22 protein-coding genes are annotated in these 17,415 nt (G+C 62.9%); 3 read left to right on the top strand and 19 right to left on the bottom strand.

Going from position 1 to position 17,415, the window contains the following annotated elements; translation table 11 throughout:
- Window positions 1–1,986 (top strand): DNA polymerase I (gene polA, locus MOV63_RS28535; protein ID WP_247038944.1); only part of this gene is annotated, 1,986 nt, incomplete at its 5' end.
- Window positions 1,987–1,995: 9 nt separating this feature from the next.
- Here polA and MOV63_RS28530 read toward each other — a convergent pair.
- From MOV63_RS28530 to MOV63_RS28475, 12 genes are all read right to left on the bottom strand, one after another.
- Window positions 1,996–2,292, bottom strand: a complete 297-nt coding sequence (locus MOV63_RS28530) for a hypothetical protein (protein ID WP_247038942.1) — start codon at window positions 2,290–2,292, stop codon at window positions 1,996–1,998.
- A 78-nt stretch (window positions 2,293–2,370) separates the two neighbouring features.
- The gene (gene phnN / locus MOV63_RS28525; protein ID WP_247038940.1) at window positions 2,371–2,949 is read right to left on the bottom strand and encodes a phosphonate metabolism protein/1,5-bisphosphokinase (PRPP-forming) PhnN; all 579 of its coding nucleotides are present in this window, start codon (window positions 2,947–2,949) and stop codon (window positions 2,371–2,373) included.
- A gap of 20 nt (window positions 2,950–2,969) precedes the next feature.
- On the bottom strand, window positions 2,970–4,109 hold the full coding sequence (locus MOV63_RS28520; RefSeq protein ID WP_247038938.1) for an alpha-D-ribose 1-methylphosphonate 5-triphosphate diphosphatase: 1,140 nt from the start codon (window positions 4,107–4,109) through the stop codon (window positions 2,970–2,972).
- Window positions 4,106–4,819 (bottom strand): DUF1045 domain-containing protein, encoded by a 714-nt coding sequence (locus MOV63_RS28515; protein ID WP_247038936.1) that lies wholly within the window; start codon window positions 4,817–4,819, stop codon window positions 4,106–4,108. Before MOV63_RS28515 ends, MOV63_RS28520 begins: the two co-directional genes overlap by 4 nt.
- 112 nt (window positions 4,820–4,931) lie before the next feature.
- A complete protein-coding gene (gene phnE / locus MOV63_RS28510) occupies window positions 4,932–6,275 on the bottom strand; it encodes a phosphonate ABC transporter, permease protein PhnE (RefSeq protein ID WP_405029393.1) in 1,344 nt (447 codons plus the stop codon).
- Window positions 6,275–7,255, bottom strand: coding sequence for a phosphonate ABC transporter, permease protein PhnE (gene phnE, locus MOV63_RS28505; RefSeq protein WP_038548031.1), 981 nt, complete (start codon window positions 7,253–7,255; stop codon window positions 6,275–6,277). The genes phnE (MOV63_RS28510) and phnE (MOV63_RS28505) overlap by 1 nt, the downstream gene beginning before the upstream one ends.
- 72 nt (window positions 7,256–7,327) lie before the next feature.
- Window positions 7,328–8,239 carry a phosphonate ABC transporter substrate-binding protein gene (gene phnD, locus MOV63_RS28500; protein ID WP_038548034.1) on the bottom strand — a complete coding sequence of 304 codons (912 nt, stop codon included), beginning with the start codon at window positions 8,237–8,239 and terminating at the stop codon, window positions 7,328–7,330.
- Between the two features lie 81 nt (window positions 8,240–8,320).
- Entirely contained in the window at window positions 8,321–9,178 is an 858-nt protein-coding gene (phnC, locus tag MOV63_RS28495) for a phosphonate ABC transporter ATP-binding protein (protein WP_247038934.1), read from the bottom strand.
- Window positions 9,179–9,292: 114 nt separating this feature from the next.
- Entirely contained in the window at window positions 9,293–9,910 is a 618-nt protein-coding gene (locus MOV63_RS28490) for a DapH/DapD/GlmU-related protein (RefSeq protein WP_247038932.1), read from the bottom strand.
- Window positions 9,907–10,617 (bottom strand): phosphonate C-P lyase system protein PhnL, encoded by a 711-nt coding sequence (gene phnL / locus MOV63_RS28485; RefSeq protein ID WP_247038930.1) that lies wholly within the window; start codon window positions 10,615–10,617, stop codon window positions 9,907–9,909. The genes MOV63_RS28490 and phnL overlap by 4 nt, the downstream gene beginning before the upstream one ends.
- Before the next feature lie 12 nt (window positions 10,618–10,629).
- Window positions 10,630–11,406 (bottom strand): phosphonate C-P lyase system protein PhnK, encoded by a 777-nt coding sequence (phnK, locus tag MOV63_RS28480; RefSeq protein WP_247038928.1) that lies wholly within the window; start codon window positions 11,404–11,406, stop codon window positions 10,630–10,632.
- Window positions 11,407–11,635: 229 nt separating this feature from the next.
- Entirely contained in the window at window positions 11,636–12,517 is an 882-nt protein-coding gene (locus MOV63_RS28475; protein ID WP_247038926.1) for an alpha-D-ribose 1-methylphosphonate 5-phosphate C-P-lyase PhnJ, read from the bottom strand.
- A 48-nt stretch (window positions 12,518–12,565) separates the two neighbouring features.
- On the opposite strand from MOV63_RS28475, the gene MOV63_RS28470 reads away from it, so the two are divergent.
- Complete coding sequence (locus MOV63_RS28470) at window positions 12,566–12,790, top strand: hypothetical protein (RefSeq protein WP_247038925.1); 225 nt, start codon at window positions 12,566–12,568, stop codon at window positions 12,788–12,790.
- 35 nt (window positions 12,791–12,825) lie between these two features.
- On the opposite strand, the gene MOV63_RS28465 is transcribed toward MOV63_RS28470, so the two are convergent.
- The 3 genes from MOV63_RS28465 to phnG form a co-directional block, all read right to left on the bottom strand.
- Window positions 12,826–13,935 (bottom strand): carbon-phosphorus lyase complex subunit PhnI, encoded by a 1,110-nt coding sequence (locus MOV63_RS28465; protein ID WP_247038923.1) that lies wholly within the window; start codon window positions 13,933–13,935, stop codon window positions 12,826–12,828.
- A 117-nt stretch (window positions 13,936–14,052) separates the two neighbouring features.
- A complete protein-coding gene (phnH, locus tag MOV63_RS28460; protein WP_247038921.1) occupies window positions 14,053–14,655 on the bottom strand; it encodes a phosphonate C-P lyase system protein PhnH in 603 nt (200 codons plus the stop codon).
- Window positions 14,655–15,128: a phosphonate C-P lyase system protein PhnG gene (gene phnG / locus MOV63_RS28455; protein WP_247038919.1), complete on the bottom strand. Its 474-nt coding sequence runs from the start codon at window positions 15,126–15,128 to the stop codon at window positions 14,655–14,657. Before phnG ends, phnH begins: the two co-directional genes overlap by 1 nt.
- Before the next feature lie 84 nt (window positions 15,129–15,212).
- Here phnG and phnF point away from each other — a divergent pair, with 84 nt between their 5' ends.
- Window positions 15,213–15,953 carry a phosphonate metabolism transcriptional regulator PhnF gene (phnF, locus tag MOV63_RS28450; RefSeq protein ID WP_247038918.1) on the top strand — a complete coding sequence of 247 codons (741 nt, stop codon included), beginning with the start codon at window positions 15,213–15,215 and terminating at the stop codon, window positions 15,951–15,953.
- Window positions 15,954–15,959: 6 nt separating this feature from the next.
- On the opposite strand, the gene MOV63_RS28445 is transcribed toward phnF, so the two are convergent.
- The 4 genes from MOV63_RS28445 to MOV63_RS28430 all read right to left on the bottom strand — a co-directional run.
- The gene (locus tag MOV63_RS28445; RefSeq protein ID WP_247038917.1) at window positions 15,960–16,238 is read right to left on the bottom strand and encodes a type II toxin-antitoxin system RelE/ParE family toxin; all 279 of its coding nucleotides are present in this window, start codon (window positions 16,236–16,238) and stop codon (window positions 15,960–15,962) included.
- Entirely contained in the window at window positions 16,235–16,528 is a 294-nt protein-coding gene (locus MOV63_RS28440) for a CopG family ribbon-helix-helix protein (RefSeq protein ID WP_405029392.1), read from the bottom strand. Before MOV63_RS28440 ends, MOV63_RS28445 begins: the two co-directional genes overlap by 4 nt.
- Before the next feature lie 51 nt (window positions 16,529–16,579).
- Complete coding sequence (locus MOV63_RS28435) at window positions 16,580–17,215, bottom strand: 2,3-bisphosphoglycerate-dependent phosphoglycerate mutase (protein WP_247038916.1); 636 nt, start codon at window positions 17,213–17,215, stop codon at window positions 16,580–16,582.
- 25 nt (window positions 17,216–17,240) lie between these two features.
- Window positions 17,241–17,415 (bottom strand): dihydrodipicolinate reductase C-terminal domain-containing protein (locus tag MOV63_RS28430; RefSeq protein ID WP_309500853.1); only part of this gene is annotated, 175 nt, incomplete at its 5' end.

The raw sequence follows: 17,415 nt of genomic DNA, 5'->3' as shown, positions 1-17,415 counted from the left end.
GAAGCGCCGCCTCATCCGGCCAAGGCGCCGGTCGCCAAGGGCATGGAGGCGGCAACGCCGACCGCACTCGCTGAGGCCCGCATCGAAGCCTTTGCCAAGGCCAAGCTCGATCCGAGCTGCTACGTGACCATCCGGGACCTGACGGTGCTCGACGACTGGATCCGCGCGGCGCAGGAAACCGGCCTTGTCGCCTTCGATACGGAAACCACGTCGCTTGATCCGATGCAGGCGGAATTGGTTGGTTTTTCGCTGGCGCTTGCCGACAATATCGCCAACCCGTCCGGCCTAGAAGTCCGCGCGGCCTATGTGCCGCTGATCCACAAGACCGGCGTCGGCGATCTGCTCGGCGGCGGGCTTGCCGAAAACCAGATCTCGACCAGGGAAGCGCTGGCGCGTCTGAAGCCGCTGCTGGAGGACCCGTCGGTCCTCAAAGTGGCGCAGAACCTGAAATTCGATTACCTATTGATGAGGCGCCACGGCATCACCGTCGAGGGTTATGACGATACGATGCTGATGTCCTATGTGCTGGAAGCCGGCAAGGCGAACCACGGCATGGACGCACTGTCGGAGCGCTGGCTGAACCACAAGCCGATCACCTTCAAGGAAGTCGCCGGCAGCGGCAAGGCGGGCGTCACTTTCGATTTCGTCGATATCGACAAGGCGACCGCCTATGCCGCGGAAGATGCGGACGTGACGCTGCGCCTGTGGATGGTGCTGAAACCGCAGCTGGCGGCTGCGGGCTTGACCCGCATCTATGAACGGCTTGAGCGGCCGCTGGTCTCGGTGCTCGCCCGCATGGAAGAGCGCGGCATCACCATCGACCGGCAGATCCTGTCCAGGCTTTCGGGAGAGCTTGCCCAGCGGGCCGCCGCCTTCGAAGATGAGATCTACGAGTTGGCGGGGGAAAAATTCACCATCGGTTCGCCAAAGCAGCTCGGCGACATCCTGTTCGGGAAGATGGGCCTGCCGGGCGGCGCCAAGACCAAGACCGGCCAGTGGTCGACCTCGGCCAGCGTGCTGGAAGACCTGGCTGCCGAAGGTCATCCCCTGCCGCGCAAGATCGTCGACTGGCGCCAGCTGACAAAGCTGAAATCCACCTACACGGACGCGCTGCCGGGTTATGTCCACCCGCAGACCAAGCGGGTCCACACCTGCTACTCGCTTGCCTCCACCACCACAGGCCGACTGTCCTCCTCCGAGCCGAACCTGCAGAACATCCCGGTGCGTACGGCGGAAGGCCGCAAGATCCGCACCGCTTTTATCTCGACGCCCGGCCACAAGCTGGTTTCCGCCGACTACAGCCAGATCGAACTGCGCGTGCTTGCGCATGTGGCCGACATTCCGCAACTGCGCCAGGCCTTTGCCGATGGGATCGACATTCACGCGATGACGGCTTCGGAAATGTTCGGCGTGCCGGTGGAAGGCATGCCCAGCGAAGTGCGCCGCCGCGCCAAGGCGATCAACTTCGGCATCATCTACGGCATTTCCGCCTTCGGACTGGCCAACCAGCTGTCGATCGAACGCTCGGAAGCGGGCGACTACATCAAGAAGTATTTCGAGCGCTTCCCGGGCATCCGCGATTACATGGAAAGCACCAAGACCTTCGCCCGCGAGAACGGTTACGTCGAGACGATCTTCGGCCGCCGGGCGCATTATCCGGAGATCAAATCCTCCAACCCATCGGTGCGCGCTTTCAACGAACGTGCGTCGATCAATGCGCCGATCCAGGGTTCGGCCGCAGATATCATTCGCAGGGCGATGGCGAAGATGGAGCCGGCGCTGGAAACGGCCGGGCTGAACGGAAGAGCCCGTATGCTGCTGCAGGTGCACGACGAACTGATCTTCGAGGTCGAAAACGAAGAGATCGACAAGACCTTGCCGGTGATCATCTCGACCATGGAGCACGCAGCCATGCCGGCGATCTCGATGCGGGTGCCGCTGAAGGTCGATGCTCGCGCCGCCAGCAATTGGGACGAGGCGCATTGAGCTTGAGGCTCAGTGTTCCTGCGGATAGAGAGACAGAAGCGCGGTCGAAAGCAGCTCGTCGGCATAGGTGCAGGCGGTGAGCCGCGCATCCTCCGGCATGTTCATCTCGTGACAGCGCTGGTGCACGGCTTCGAGAACGAGGTTGCTGATTCCGCGGGCGTGTTCGACATCCGCATTTTCGGACGTGTCCATGGCGAGCGCCAAAGCCGTCATGGAGACGATTTCCAGAACAACGACGCGCGCTTCCAGATCGATGGCGGTTGCCCCGTCGGAATGGTGCCTGTCGCGCGGTTTGTTCTGGCCCATGGTTTTTTCCTTTCATAATATAAGGAAAGGCAAATAGAGCCGGATCAGGGACTTTAAAGAACGATCGAACGTTTTTCGCTAACCAGTCGGGTGGCTCGCAAAGCAACCGTTGAGAGCGTCGACCAGGGCCTTGCCGGCATCTTCGAGCGATCCGCTATTGTCGATCGTCACCACCTGGTAGTCGCCGGTCACGGCAAGCGAACTGCGTTCGAGACGCCGAAGTATCTCCTCGCGCGTTTCCCGTCCGCGCGCTTCGAGCCGGGCGGCGAGCACGTTCAGGCTGGCGGTGATGTTGATGACCACGAGCGACGGATAGGTATCTTTGAACCGGGCAAGCGCGGACCGCGAGCCGTTGGCGACGACCAGCTGGCCTCTTGCCATGGCCTCTTTCGTCTCGGCGGGAATGCCGTATCGCAGGCCGTGGGCACCCCAGGAGACCGCAAAACGGCCGGCCCTTTCCAGAGCTTCGAATTCCGCTTCGGAAACGCCGTCGTGATCCTCGCCGCCGGCGGCGGCATCGCGGGTGATAATCCGCCGCACGAAGACGACGTCATCGCGGCCCTCGAAGAACCGGGCGGCATAGGCCATCAGCGTGTCCTTGCCGGCCCCGCTCGGGCCGACGACGGCGACCATGCAGCCGCGTCGCTCCGATTCCATTGTTGTCGGCCTGGCGTCCATCAGGCGACCCGCCGGCCTTCCCGCCAGACGGCACGGGAGACGGGAACGCCCTCTTCGTGATGGACGCGAACGATATCGGCGCGCAGGCCCGTCGCGATCCGGCCGCGATCATCGAGGCTGACTGTACGGGCAGGGGTCGATGTGACCATGGCGAGCGCCTTCGGCAGCGAGATGCTTTCGACCTCTGCGGCAAGCACGAAGGGTGCATGCAGCAGGCTGAGCGGCACGTAATCGGAGGAGAGCACGTCGAGCACGCCCCGCTCGGCAAGGTCGCGGGCGGCGATATTGCCGGAATGCGACTTGCCGCGAACGATGTTCGGCGCCCCCATCAGCACGCTCATGCCCGCTTCGTGGGAAGCCTTTGCCGCATCGAAACTGGTCGGGAATTCCGCCAGCCGAACGCCATTGTCGATCGCTTCGCCCACATGGGAAAGCGTCGCGTCGTCATGGCTTGCGACGGTGATGCCACGCTCGGCGCAGACCTTCGAGATCGCAGCGCGGTGCGGTGTCGCGTTGCGTGCCGATTCTTCCTGGCGTTTGGCCACGAAGGCGGCGAATGCCTCGTCGCTGAGGCCGCGCTTCTTCTGGTAATACAGGGTGTACTGATCCATCGTCTGGAACTGCCGCTGGCCCGGCGCGTGATCCATCAGCGAGACGAGCCGGACATGCGGATCGTTCTCGAAGTCGACGAAATGCTCCATGCAATTGTCGGCGGAGACTTCGCAGCGCAGATGCAGGAAGTGTTCGGAACGCAGGCGGCCGTATGCGCCGGCGGCGGCAATCGCATCCGCCATGGCGCGCATTTCGCCGTGGGCAAAACCGCCGTCCTCGTCGGCGCCCATGCGCAGGCAGTCGAAGACGGTGGTGATGCCGGAGGTGGCGATCTGTGCGTCATGGGCCTGGATCGCCGCCGTGGTGTTCCAGCGCACGCCAGGACGCGGTGAATAATGCTGTTCCAGATGGTCGGTATGAAGTTCGACTAGGCCTGGGATCAGATAGTCGCCCTCGAAATCTTCGCCGGTATGAACGTTGCCTTCCGAGATATCGGTGATCTTGCCGCCTTGGATCTGGACGGAACCGGCGATCACGCTGTCCTCGAGCACGATGCGGGCATTGGTGAGCACGAGTTCGGCGGTCATGATGCGGTCTTTCTGTTTTCGAAGGCGGATGCCAGCGGAAGCCAGCGATGGGCGATGAAGGGTGCGCCGCGCTCCGGCTCTACGAAGATGGCGAGACCATCGACGGTCAGCGGTGCGTTGGCGAAATCGGCGAAGCGCCGATCGAGCTCGCGGCGCATGGCAGGTGCCTCCTCGGCCGGGACTTGGCCCGTCAGCGTCATGTGGAAGCGGAACTCGTCCATGACATAAGGATAACCCCAGCGATCGAGATTGGCGCGCTGGGCAGAGCTTAACATATCAGGTTTCCGCCGTGCGATATCGTCCTCCGACAGCGGCGCGCGAAAATGTTCGAACTCTTCGACGACGCGTCCGGCGAAATGCTGGAGCTCCGGATAAATCGTGTCAGGCACCAGCGCGAAGAACCGCCCCAGCTGGCCGACGATGACGTTCGGGATATCGAAGACCGGCGTCTCTGCGGCAAAGCGTTCGGCGGCCTTGATGAGCTCGGCTTCCGTCCGGTCGGGGTGCAGTTCGAACGGCGCCTTGAGCGTCGCGTGAAAGGCATAGCGGCGCGGATCGGCAGTCAGTTTATGGATGGTGTCGCGGGACAGGCCTTCGACATCAGGCGTCGGAAACGTCTCGGCGGTAAAGGCGTCACGACCGAGCCAACGCGCTGCCGCCTTCGTCAGCGGATGGTTTTCGGCGGGCGAAAAATAGAGAGCGTAGCGCAAAACGGGATTCCGGAATCAGGAGAAGGCCGGCCGACCTTAGCTGTCTACCGGCCGGCGAAACAGGACCTTCGGCTAAAAGATTTCCGTGACAGAATGATGATAATCCGGCCGGTCAGTGACCCTTTTTGCCCATGACCCGCGAACGCAGCGCATTCGAGAGGTTGTCGAAGACGAAGACCACGAGAAGGATCAGCAGGACCATGTAGGCGACCTTGTCCCAGTCGGCATTGGTCTTCATGGATTCGAGCAGCTTGAGGCCGATACCGCCGGCTCCGACAGCGCCGATCACGGTCGCCGAACGGGTGTTGGACTCCCAGAAATACAGCGATTGTGAGATGAAAATCGGCAGGACCTGCGGCACGACGCCGTAGCGCTGCACGATGACCGGCGCGGCACCCACCGACTTGACGCCCTCGCGCTGCTTGTCGTCGACATTCTCCAGCGCTTCCGAATAGACCTTGCCGAGCGCGCCGGTGTCCGTGAAGAAGATGGCGGCGATCCCCGGCAACGGCCCCGGGCCGAAGGCGCGGGTGAAGAACAAGGCCCAGATCAGCATGTCGATGGAGCGCAGAAAGTCGAAGAAGCGCTTCATCCCCCAGTTCATCGGCCGGCTTGTGGTGATATTGCGCGCCGCGACGAAGGCGAGCGGGAAGGCGACGAGGGTGGCAAACAGCGTGCCGACAAAGGCCATGACCAGCGTCTGCATCAGCTTGGAGAGAATGTCGCCGTGCTGCCAGCTGCCATTGTTCAGGAAATTGTCGAGCGCCAGCGAGGCATTCGATTGAGCCGGATCGAGCCGCTCACCGAAGAGCACAAGCCCGGCGACGCCGGTGACGCTGCGGCCCCAGAACGGCGAGTGCGTGTCGAAGAAGAAATTCGCCCAGCCGAGAAAACGCCGCTGGATATAGACTTGGTTGCTGCGGATTTCCGCCTGGCCGGCGAAGCCGAACCGGACATTGACCTTGCTGTCGTCCTGCTCCATCCGTGCCGGGGCGCCTGCCGGCAGAGATGCTCGGTCCCCGTTGATCGCTACGGGATAGAGCTTGCCGTCGATATAGACGTCGACCTGGCTCGGGGTCACTTCCAGGCGGTTTTCGCCGCCGAAAAGGACCGTGTAGCCGCCGTTCGAGGTCGGCTTCAGCCAGTCGATCGCCGCACCCTCGGGATATTGGCGGCGGCTCGTCCATTGCGGCACGACCTGGCCGTTCTGGAAGCGCAGGCGCGGCTGGGCCCGCCAGGAATACCAGTCCTGGATATAGATCGCCGCGCGGTCCCAGTTGCCGTTCACGAAGGTCGGGATGACGTTGAAGAAGGAAAAGCAGAAGGCGAGGTAGACGAAGACCGTAACGGCGACGATCGCCAGGCCCCAGCGCTGCATGAAGCTGCGGTGAAAGACTTCCGGATAGGCGGCGAGCAGGCGTTCGCGATCTGCGGCATTGACGGCGAGAGTGGACATCAGGCGGCTCCCCGGCCGAATTCGAACGATTGCCTGCCGATCAGCCGGCGGCGCAGCCAGGCCGAGAACTGGTCGACGCAGATGACGGTGACCAGGAGAAGGATGATGATCGCATAGGTCTTGGCGGCGTGGTCGCGGCCGATCGACAGGCTGAACACCTCGCCGATGCCGCCGCCGCCGACGGCGCCGATAATGGTCGAGGCGCGCACGTTGATCTCTGTGCGCAGCAGCGTATAGGACACGAAATTCGGCAGGACCTGCGGCAGGATCGCGAAACGGACACGCTCCAGCCAGCTGGCGCCCGAGGCCCGCAGGCCCTCGTCCGGCCTCATGTCGGCATTCTCGACCACTTCGAAGAACAGCTTTCCGAGCGCACCGATGGTGTGGAAGGAGACCGCGATGATCGCCGCAATCGGACCGATCGACAGGATGGCGGCGAGAAGGCCGGCGATGACGATCTCCGGGAAGGCGCGCATGATTTCCATGATCCGCCGCACTCCCCAACGCACTGCCCGCGAGCCGACGAGGTTGGAGGAAGCGAAGAAGCAGAGCAGGAATGCGCCGGTCGAGCCGAGAATGGTCGAGACGATCGCGATATTGAGGGTGATAGCGAGCTGGTAGAAGAAGTTCGGAATGTAGAAGCTGTCGGTGATCCAGACGCGATCGCTTGTATAGTCGAACTTGATCGAGCCGTCGGCATAGGGCGACGGCAGGTCGAACATGGCGCGGAAGATCTCCAGCGGGCTGTTGGGCACGAAGCTCTTGATGAAGTCGAAGAAATACGGAAGGCGTTCGAAGAACTTGCCGGAATTGGCTTCGTTGGCGAAATCCAGCGACGCAGCGAGCACGATCAGGAAAACCACAATGGAGACGACGGTATAGATCCGCCGGGTCCGCACCTGTTGCTGGTAATGGTCGAGGATGGTGCGGGAGCTTTCCTGCAGCCCGCTGAGTTGAGCGGGTTCGGCCACGTGCGCCATTCTGGGCATCCTTGTTGAACGAGCGGCGGCATCGTCATGATGCCGCCGCCAAGATATTGATCAGACGTTGGATCAGCCGCCGATGACGGCCTTACGGGCGTCGATGATGGTCTGGTAGAACTTCTGGTCGACCGGCGACCAGTCGACGTAGCCGCCGCCCGTGAAGCTCTCGAAGCAGGCCTTGTCTTTCTTCGGCAGTTCGGCGAAGTAGGCGGTCACCTTCTTCTTCATGTCGTCCGAAAGCTTGTTGGAAACCATCAGCGGGCCGTTCGGGATGAGCGGCGACTTCCAGACCTGGACGATGTCGTCCATGTCGAGCAGGCCCTTGGTGACCATGATGTGCAGGTTGCCGGACGAGTAGCCCTGCGCCCAGTCGCCGACAGCCGAACCGAAGGTGGTGCCGACGTCAAACTTCTTGTCGAGAATGCCGAGAACGAGGTTCTCGTGGCCGCCGCCGAAACCGGTTTCGGAGAAGTACTGCTTGACCGGCATGCCGATGTCCTTCGGCAGGGAGACGTTCGGTACGAGGTAACCGGAGGTCGAGTCCGGATCGGCAAAGCCGATCTTCTTGCCCTTGGCATCGGCGAGCGTCTTGATGCCCGAATCTTTGCGGGCAACCATGATCGAGTAGTAGCCGGTCGAACCGTCGGCCTGTTTGGTGGTCAGGACCGGGGTAACGGCGTTCGGGTCCTTGATGTAGATCGAAGCGTAGGAGGATGCACCCATGACGGCAAGGTCGATCGTGCCGCCGAGCAGACCCTGGATGACGCCGTTATAGTTCGGCGACGGGAAGAGCTTGACATCCGAAGCGCCGGTCGCGGCGATCAGGCCCGGCTTGACGCATTCGGTGCGGCGAACCTGGTCGGCTTCGTTTTCGCCGCCATCGAGGCCGATGCGCAGAACGGGTGCGCTCTGGGCGTGGGCCTGGCCGGCGACGGCAGCGATGGCGATCGTCGCCATCAGGATCTTGCGGAATGCAGACATGGAAGTCTCCTTTGGTGATTGGGGTGGTCAACCCGGAAAGGGCGTCAGTCTTCCGGCCGCGGGTCGGCAGCCGGAAACAGGTCAGCGCATGGCGGCGGCTTCGGCCATCATGCCGGATGTGTCGATCGCGACCGGAGCCTCGCCGCGACGGGTGGAGGCGAGGCTGGTCGACGTCATCGTCTCGTCGATCCCGGCGCCATCCCTGTCGGAGCCGTAGATCTCGCGCACCGCATTGGCATTGAGCTCCTGCGGCGGTCCGTCGAAGACGACGCGGCCGCCCGCCATGCCGATAATCCGCTCGCAATAGCTGCGGGCAGTGTCGAGCGTGTGCAGATTGGTGATGACAGTGATGCCTTCGCGCTCGTTGATGTCGCGCAGCGCATCCATGACGATCTTGGCATTGAGCGGATCGAGCGAGGCGATCGGCTCGTCGGCGAGCATCATTTTCGGCGCCTGCACCAGCGCACGGGCAATCGCCACCCGCTGCTGCTGTCCGCCGGACAATGTTCCGGCGGCCTGCAACGCCGTCTGTTCGATGCCGAGCCGCTCGAGCGCCGCCATCGCCATGACGCGCTCGTCACGGCTGAAGATTTTCAAGAGGCTCATGGTCGTCGAACGGTGATTGAGACGGCCGAGCAGCACATTGGTCATCACGTCGAGGCGCGGCACCAGGTTGAACTGCTGGAAGATCATCGCGCAGTCGCGCTGCCAGTTGCGCAGTGCTCGGCCCTTGAGGGAGGAGACCTCGGCGCCGTTGAAATAGATGGAGCCGGAGCTCGGCTCCTGCAGGCGGTTGATCATCCGCAGCAGGGTCGACTTGCCGGCGCCGGAGCGGCCGATGATGCCGACCATCTGGCCTTGGGGAATCTCGACGTTCACGGCGCTCACCGCGATACGGTCGCCGAAACGGCGGGTGATGTCCCTCAACTCGAACTTCATGCTCTCTCGCCAATTCAGCCTTTTTCTGAGAGCTCGATAGCGATGGTTGATGAAGTCTGAATGTCGGTTTTATGTCGGTTTTATTATATTCCGAAAGTGCCCGTCACGCTTCCGTTACGTGGCATGACGGGACACGAATTCCTCTGCCGAAAGTGCCCGGAAATCATCGAGCGCAGCTCTCAGTTTCAGGTGATCCCAGTCCCACCAGGCAAGCCGGTCCATCGCCTCGCCGACCGCTTTTGTGAAACGCTCGCGGATGAGTTTAGCCGGCACGCCGCCGACGATCGTATAGGGCGCCACGTCCTTCGAGACGACCGCCCCGGCTCCGATCACAGCGCCGTTGCCGACAGTGACGCCCGGCAGCACCGTGGCGCCGTGGCCGATCCACACGTCATGGCCGATCGTGACCCGATGGTCGCGCCGCCATTCGAAGAAGCTCTTTTCGTCTTCCGCGTCGTCCCAGTAGCTGGCGGCGCGATAGGTGAAATGATGCAGCGTCGCCCGCCAGGTCGGGTGGTTGGTGGCGTTGATGCGCACCGAGGCCGCCATGTTGACGAACTTGCCGATCGTCGCACACCAGATCGAGCCGTCCTGCATGATGTAGGAATAGGCGCCGATCTCAGCCTCGCTGATGCGGCAGCGCTCGGCAACTTCCGTATACGGGCCGAGCGTAGAATTGCTGACGTTTGCCGTCTCGTGGATCGCGGGCTCGAGCCCGACCTTGGCGCTCATGCAGCGACTGCCTTTCGCGGAGAAAATTGGGAGACGTCGAGAACGCGGTCTGCCACCGCCTCGCGCACTTCCTCGTCGTGGAAGATGCCGAGAAGGGCGACGCCCTCGCGTTTCTTGTCCGCGATCATGTCCACGACGACGCGGCGGTTGATGGCGTCGAGCGAAGCGGTCGGCTCGTCGAGGAGCAGGATTCGGTGGCTGGTGATGAAGCCGCGGGCGATGTTGACCCGCTGCTGTTCGCCGCCTGAAAACGTGGCGGGCGGCAGGGTCCAGAGCTCCTGCGGCAGGTTGAGCTTGCCCAGCAGCTCGGCCGCCTTGCCGCGCGCTTCCGGGGCTGCGATACCGCGGGCGACCAGCGGTTCGGCGACCACGTCGAGCGCGGAGACACGCGGGACGGTGCGCAGGAACTGGCTGACATAACCGAGCGTATGGCGGCGCACGTCGAGCACGGTACGCGGATCAGCACGGGCGATATCGACGAGCCGGTCCTTGTGGTCGACCAGGATCTGCCCGGCATCGACGGCGTAGTTGCCATAGAGCATCTTCAGGATCGAGCTCTTGCCGATGCCCGACGGGCCGCCAAGCACGACACATTCGCCGCTCGCAACCGAAAAGTTCACATCGTTGACGACCGGCAGCTTGATGCCGTCGCGCAGATGCATGGTGAAGCTCTTGAAGACCTCGGAAACGACGAGGGGAGTTGCCATGATCGTTTTTCCTCAGACCTGAAGAATGGAAGAGACGAGAAGCTGGGTATAAGGCTCGCGCGGATCGTCGAGCACCCGGTCGGTCAGCCCGTGTTCAATCACATGGCCGTCCTTCATCACCATCATCCGGTGGGACAGGAGGCGGGCGACCGCGAGATCGTGGGTGACGACGATCGCCGACAGGCCGAGATCGTTGACGAGGCCGCGCACCAGATCGAGCAGGCGCGCCTGGACCGACACGTCGAGACCGCCGGTCGGCTCGTCCATGAACACCAGCCGCGGGCCGGTGACGAGGTTGCGGGCGATCTGCAGGCGCTGGCGCATGCCGCCGGAAAAGGCGCGCGGCTGATCGTCGATGCGGTCGGTGCCGATTTCAACACGAGTCAGCCAGTCGCTCGCCGTTTCGCGGATCTTGCCGTAATGCCGGTCGCCGATAGCCATCAGCCGCTCGCCGACATTGGCGCCGGCCGAAACCGTCATCCGCAGGCCGTCGGCCGGGTTCTGGTGCACGAAGCCCCAGTCTGTGCGCATCAGGAAGCGCCGTTCGGCCTCGCTCATATGGTAGAGGTCGCGGAAATTGCCGTCGCGCATCCGGTATTCGACACTGCCGGCCGTCGGCATCAGCCGGGTCGACAGGCAGTTGAGCAGCGTCGTCTTGCCGGAGCCGGATTCACCGACGATGGCAAGCACTTCGCCCGGCCACAGATCGAAGGAAACATCCTTGCAGCCGATCCGGCTGCCATAGAATTTCGAGACGCCGCTGACTTTGAGAAGAGGGGTGTCGGTCATGGCGTTTTGTCCTTGAATGTCGGCGCGTGGGGTTCACCCCCCTCTGTCCTGCCGGACATCTCCCCCTCAAGGGGGGAGATCGGCAAGTGGGTAAGCCTCAGCCCCAAATGGGATCGGGCAGTTCGATAAGCGGTGTCCTCAAGAGGGATCGAGCGGGCGCGTCTATCCAATCTCCCCCCTTGAGGGGGAGATGTCCGGCAGGACAGAGGGGGGTAAGCCACAACCAGTGTCATTCCGCTGCCTCCTTGGCAGGCGCCAGCAGAGCGCCGGCATGGCCGTGTTCGCGGCGGTCTTCGCAATTGTCGGTGTCGGAGCAGACGAACATGCGGCCGCCCTTGTCGTCCAGCACCACCTCGTCGAGATAAACGTTCTCGGCGCCGCAGAGCGCGCAGGGTTTGTCGAAGGTCTGGATTTCGAACGGATGATCCTCGAAGTCGAGGCTCACGACGTCCGTATAGGGCGGCACCGCGTAGATGCGCTTTTCGCGGCCGGCGCCGAACAGCTGCAGCGCCTCCGAGCGGTGCATTTTCGGATTGTCGAATTTTGGCGTCGGCGACGGGTCCATCACGTAGCGGCCCGCGACCTTCACCGGATAAGCATAGGTCTTCGAAATGCGGCCGTTATGGGCGATGTCCTCGTAGAGTTTTACATGCATAAGCCCGTATTCTTCGAGCGCATGCATCTTGCGGGTCTCGGTCTCGCGCGGCTCGAGGAAGCGCAAGGGTTCCGGGATCGGCACCTGGTAGACGAGGACTTGGCCCTCGGCGAGCTTGTGCTCGGGAATGCGGTGGCGGGTCTGGATGATCGTCGCGTCCTTGGTATGGGTGGTGACGGCGACATTGGCGACCTTCTGGAAGAAGGCGCGGATCGAGACCGCATTGGTCGTATCGTCGGCGCCCTGGTCGATCACTTTCAGCACGTCTTCCGGGCCGATAATCGCGGCGGTCACCTGCACGCCGCCGGTGCCCCAGCCGTAGGGCATCGGCATCTCACGGGAGGCGAAAGGCACCTGGTAACCGGGGATGGCGATCGCTTTCAGGATCGCGCGGCGGATCATCCGCTTCGTCTGCTCATCGAGATAGGCGAAGTTGTAGGTGGCGAGGTCCGTCATCTTGGAGTATCCTGTGACTGCATGAACCAACTAGAAGGAAAGGCTGTCATGGACGCCATCACTTCGAACGGATTGCTGGGCGTGGCCGTCTTCGCGGCCTTCGTCGCCTGCGGGATCATCATTCCCTTTTATGTCATCAAACCCCCTAAGGATGCCCGGATTGCCAATGCGGGCAGCGACGGCGGCTGGGCCGGAGGTTCCGTGAGCAGCTGCGACAGCGGCAGCGCGGGCGCCTGCGATGGCGGCGGTGGTGGTGACGGGGGAGGCGATTGAGCCGCCCCCGAACTGCGGCCGGACCGGCATCACGGTCATTCGGCGGCCTCCTGCAGGCCGCCCTTAACGCCATTGCGCGCCGCCTCGATGTCCGAGCGCATCCTACGCACCAGCGCAAGCTCGGCCTGGAAGTCGACGTAATGCGGCAGTTTCAGATGCTCGACGAAACCGGTCGCCTGGACGTTGTCCGAATGCGAGATCACAAATTCCTCGTCCTGCGCCGGCGCGGTAATGTCCTCGCCCAACTCTTCCGCACGCAGCGCACGATCCACCAGCGACATCGACATCGCCTTGCGCTCGCTCTGGCCGAACACCAGGCCGTAACCGCGGGTGAACTGCGGCGGCGCCTTGGACGAACCCTTGAACTGATTGACCATCTGGCATTCGGTAACCTGGATGCGGCCGAGCGAAACGGCAAAGTCGAGCTCCGCGACTTCGATCTCGATTTCCACTTCGCCAATGCGGATTTCGCCGACGAACGGGTGGTTGCGGCCGTAACCGCGCTGGGTGGAATAACCGAGCGCCAAGAGGAAACCTTCGTCACCACGGGCGAGCGCCTGCAGGCGCAGATCGCGGCTCATCGGGAATTCCATCGGCTCGCGGGTGATGTCGCCGGCCTGATGGTCCTCGGAAAACTCGCCGTCCGGTTCGATCAGGCCTTCATGGGCGAGAATGTCCGAAACCCGCATGATGTGCTCTTCCGGCGTATCGCGGCGCTCCGGCTCATCGACCGGTTCGTCGGTGAGCAGCGAAGGGTCAAGCAGCCTGTGGGTATAGTCGAATGTCGGGCCGAGAAGCTGGCCGCCCGGCAGGTCCTTGTAGGTCGCCGACACGCGCCGCTCGACCTTCATGGCGGCCGTATCGACCGGAACGGAGGAACCGAAGCGCGGCAGCGTGGTGCGATAGGCGCGCAGCAGGAAGATCGCCTCGATCATGTCGCCGCGCGACTGGCGGACAGCAAGCGCCGCGAGCGCCCGGTCGAAAAGCGAGGCCTCGGCCATCACCCGGTCGACCGCGAGGCCCAGTTGCTCGACGATCTGCTCGATGGTGACGGAAGGGAGCGAGCGATCGCCCCGACGCCGGTCGGCCAGCAGCCTGTGAGCGTTGTTGATGGCGGCCTCGCCACCCTTGACGGCAACATACATGGTTCATTCTCCTGGCCATCACCGGCATTCCATGGAAGACGCGGGAAGGGTTTGGTCGTTCGGCCCCAGCGGCTGCCCCGAGCAGGCGGCCACAAGGCTAAAAAGTCAGGCGTCCGTTCATTGCGTTGCGATCCGCACCGTTCGCGGCAGGCACAGCAGGCTCTTGCCGGCCGTCAGGATGACATCGACGCCGCGCGGGAAGAGTGCCCGGTTGTCGGCCCAAAGCCGTGGAAACACTTCCGGAAGACCCTTCACCATGACGGTCGTTGCATGCGGAATGCCGGGACCGGTCAGCGTCAGCGGCAGGCCTTCGCCAAGTGCTGCGACTTCGATGACCAGCGTCGTCGAACGGTCCGGATATTCCTGGGTGCCGGCCGAAAACAGGCCGAACGAGGCAAGCGTCGCGCCGGCTTCAACAAAGGCGAAGCGGGCCTCCGCCTTTTCGCGGGTGATCGGCGCTCCGGTATGGAAACCGATCCATTCGCCGGTGGCCGATTTGGCAAGGCCGGCGCTCAGCCAGACGGGCGTTTCATGGTCGCAGAGCGTCACGGCGATCGCCCCGGCTGCCCCTCCAAGCGGCTCGGGCTGACCGACATCCGGTCCGACGACGCGGATCGTTCCCGGACGGGCCATGCCGTCCATCAGCATGCGGAACACGCCCTGGGATTCGAAAACCGGCTCCCCGAACCCGCCGGAAAGCGCTTGCGTCTTGATGTTCATCAGTCGTCCCCCCGTACCATGGTGAAGAAATCGACGCGGGTCGCTGCCGTCTCCTCCGCCTTTTGTTTGTCCTCCGCCGCGATGCGGGCCTCGATAGGCGCAAGCAACGTGGTCTCCACGAAATCGCGCGTGCCGACCTCCTGCCAGAGCGCGTCGAAAATGGCTGCAAGCCGGACATTGTCCTTGGACGTGCCGAGCGCCTGCCCATGGCCGGCAGTGCCGGATGCGAGCAGCACGGTCGCCCGCGTCACCGTCGCCTCGCCGAGATTGAAGGGCGCGCCGCCGCCGCCGATGCGGCCGCGGACCATCACCAGTCCGGTCTCCGGCCCACGTACGGGCTTGACCTCCGGTTTGGCCGGAAGCTTGTCCCAGGCGGCACGCAATTCGTCCGTCATCGCCCGCGCAAGCAGGCCAACCGCACGGCGGCGTCCGTTGGTTTCCGCGTTCGGCCCGATTTGTTTCGCCAGGTCCATTGCCAAGCTCCAAAATGTCTATTAATATAGACAACCATACAAGTTACCTATACTACTAACTTCCGCATATAACAAGCGTGTGACATGGATACGGGGCAGGCAAACGTTCATCGGCAAAACGGCGTGGCGCTCTGGCGTCAGATCGCCGATCGCATTCGCGCCTCGATCGCCAACGGCGACTACGACGCGACCGGCAAGGTGCCGCCGGAATTCACGCTGGCTGCGCAATTCGGCGTCAATCGCCATACGGTGAGAAGCGCGCTTGCCGCTCTCGCCCAGGAAGGCATCGTCCGTTCCGTGCAGGGGCGCGGTACCCTGATCGAGCGCAAGGAACGGCTGAACTTCCCGATCACGCGGCGCACAAGGTTCAGCGAGGGTATCGGCGACCAGGCGCGGGAAAAGGAAGGCCTGCTGCTTCATTCGGCGCAGGAACCGGCCTCGACCGATCTGTCGGCCCGGCTGCGCATTCCCGAAGGCACGCCGGTGATCCGGCTGGAAACGCTGAGGAAGGCGGATCACCGCCCGGTTTCCCGCTCGACGACCTGGTTTCCGGCCGACCGTTTCGGCGGCATCGAGGAGGCCTACAGCAAAAGCGGTTCGATCACGGTCGCATTCCGAATGCTCGGCCTTTCGGATTATCTGCGTGTCTCGACGGAAGTGACGGCTACCCATGCGGACGGGGCGGATCTCGCCGACCTGCAGCTCTCGCCGGGAGCCATCATCCTCATCGCCCGCGCGCTCAATACCGATACCGAAGGCGTGCCGGTCCAATACGCCGTCAGCCGCTTTCCGGCCGATATGGTGCAGTTCACGATCGAGAATTGAAGTCGCCTATTCGGGCGGCCATTGGCGGGCGGTATGGATGATACCTAAAATCCGCACCGCGCCTTCGTGCACGTCATAGATCATCAGATAACTGGGATGGGCGAGGAGTTCACGCGTTCCAGAAACACGGCCGGGACGCCCCGAATAGGGATGGCGGGAGAGTTGGCCTGCCGCCATTGCAAACTGATCGTCCATGGCTGCCGCGGCCATCGGATTTTCAGGGCGAATGTAGTCAAAAATTGTTCTGCGGTCGCGGCGCGCTTGCGGCGTCCAGAGAAGCTTCATTGAGCGGACGACTTCCGCGCCTCTTCCCGTAAGGGAGCGAATTCGGTTTCGACGTCATCTTCGGAAAGAAGGTCACCGGCATTCGCCGAATCTATCGCCTTCTGGACCTTTTGGCGAAACCAAACATCGTAATCCGCAGCTTCTTGCTGCTGCTTGATATAGTCGCGCATGAACTTGCGCAACAACTGCGCGCTTGTCTGATCGTCGGCTTTCGCAGCCTCAGTGAACGCGGCTTTCAGCTCTTCCTCGACGCGGAACGTGAATGTGGCCTCAGTCATCTTCAAATCCATGTGTTACGCTGTCAGTACAGTGTAACACATGGATGTTTTGAAAGCAAAAGCTCAGTGCGCGCCGGACATGTCGCCGAGAACGTCCTTCGAAGCGACGGTCGAATCGGCCTTGAGCGTGTAGACCATCGGCACTCCGGTCGCGAGGTTGAGCTTGAGGATTTCTTCCTTGCTGAGCCGGTCGAGCACCATCACCAGCGAGCGAAGCGAATTGCCATGAGCGGCGACGAGGACCTTTTCGCCGCGCAGCACTCGCGGCAGGATTTCCGTCATGTAATAGGGCCAGACGCGGGCGCCGGTATCGCGCAGGCTTTCGCCGCCCGGTGGCGGAATGTCGTAGGAACGGCGCCAGATATGCACCTGCTCCTCACCCCACTTGGCGCGGGCATCGTCCTTGTTGAGGCCGGAAAGATCACCGTAGTCGCGCTCGTTGAGCGCCTGGTCGCGGATCGTCTCAAGACCCGGCTGGCCGACCTTGTCGAGGACGATCTTCAACGTGTCCTGGGCGCGCTTCAGCACCGAAGTGAAGGCAATGTCGAACTTGATGCCCGTTGCTGCCAGCGCTTCGCCGCCGGCCTCGGCTTCCTGGATGCCGAGCGGCGTCAGATCCGGATCGCGCCAGCCGGTGAAAAGGTTCTTGAGATTCCAGTCGCTCTGGCCGTGGCGAACAAGGACGAGAGTTCCGCTCATGGGATGAATTCCTCCGGGAAGATTTTCAGGAAAGCCCGAGCACGTCGAGCATGGAATAATGGCCGGGCTTCTTGTCGCGCGCCCAGAGCGCTGCGGCAACCGCGCCGCGGGCGAAGATCGAGCGGTCGCGCGCGCTGTGCGAGAGCGTCACCAGTTCGCCTTCGCCGGCAAGCACGACCGAATGGTCGCCGACGACCGAG

The sequence above is a fragment of the Neorhizobium sp. SHOUNA12A genome, assembly GCF_023006505.1.
GTDB lineage: Bacteria > Pseudomonadota > Alphaproteobacteria > Rhizobiales > Rhizobiaceae > Neorhizobium.
The sequence above is the reverse complement of the archived record's forward strand: the minus strand, read 5'-3'. Positions and strand labels throughout refer to the sequence as shown.

Coding starts and splice junctions, on each gene's coding strand:
- MOV63_RS28530 (WP_247038942.1), bottom strand. CDS start 2,292: ATGGGCCAGAACAAACCGCGCGACAGGCACCATTCCGACGGGGCAACC.
- phnN (WP_247038940.1), bottom strand. CDS start 2,949: ATGGAATCGGAGCGACGCGGCTGCATGGTCGCCGTCGTCGGCCCGAGC.
- MOV63_RS28520 (WP_247038938.1), bottom strand. CDS start 4,109: ATGACCGCCGAACTCGTGCTCACCAATGCCCGCATCGTGCTCGAGGAC.
- phnE (WP_405029393.1), bottom strand. CDS start 6,275: ATGTCCACTCTCGCCGTCAATGCCGCAGATCGCGAACGCCTGCTCGCC.
- phnE (WP_038548031.1), bottom strand. CDS start 7,255: ATGGCGCACGTGGCCGAACCCGCTCAACTCAGCGGGCTGCAGGAAAGC.
- phnD (WP_038548034.1), bottom strand. CDS start 8,239: ATGTCTGCATTCCGCAAGATCCTGATGGCGACGATCGCCATCGCTGCC.
- phnC (WP_247038934.1), bottom strand. CDS start 9,178: ATGAAGTTCGAGTTGAGGGACATCACCCGCCGTTTCGGCGACCGTATC.
- MOV63_RS28490 (WP_247038932.1), bottom strand. CDS start 9,910: ATGAGCGCCAAGGTCGGGCTCGAGCCCGCGATCCACGAGACGGCAAAC.
- phnL (WP_247038930.1), bottom strand. CDS start 10,617: ATGGCAACTCCCCTCGTCGTTTCCGAGGTCTTCAAGAGCTTCACCATG.
- phnK (WP_247038928.1), bottom strand. CDS start 11,406: ATGACCGACACCCCTCTTCTCAAAGTCAGCGGCGTCTCGAAATTCTAT.
- MOV63_RS28475 (WP_247038926.1), bottom strand. CDS start 12,517: ATGACGGACCTCGCCACCTACAACTTCGCCTATCTCGATGAGCAGACG.
- MOV63_RS28470 (WP_247038925.1), top strand. CDS start 12,566: ATGGACGCCATCACTTCGAACGGATTGCTGGGCGTGGCCGTCTTCGCG.
- MOV63_RS28465 (WP_247038923.1), bottom strand. CDS start 13,935: ATGTATGTTGCCGTCAAGGGTGGCGAGGCCGCCATCAACAACGCTCAC.
- phnH (WP_247038921.1), bottom strand. CDS start 14,655: ATGAACATCAAGACGCAAGCGCTTTCCGGCGGGTTCGGGGAGCCGGTT.
- phnG (WP_247038919.1), bottom strand. CDS start 15,128: ATGGACCTGGCGAAACAAATCGGGCCGAACGCGGAAACCAACGGACGC.
- phnF (WP_247038918.1), top strand. CDS start 15,213: ATGGATACGGGGCAGGCAAACGTTCATCGGCAAAACGGCGTGGCGCTC.
- MOV63_RS28445 (WP_247038917.1), bottom strand. CDS start 16,238: ATGAAGCTTCTCTGGACGCCGCAAGCGCGCCGCGACCGCAGAACAATT.
- MOV63_RS28440 (WP_405029392.1), bottom strand. CDS start 16,528: ATGGATTTGAAGATGACTGAGGCCACATTCACGTTCCGCGTCGAGGAA.
- MOV63_RS28435 (WP_247038916.1), bottom strand. CDS start 17,215: ATGAGCGGAACTCTCGTCCTTGTTCGCCACGGCCAGAGCGACTGGAAT.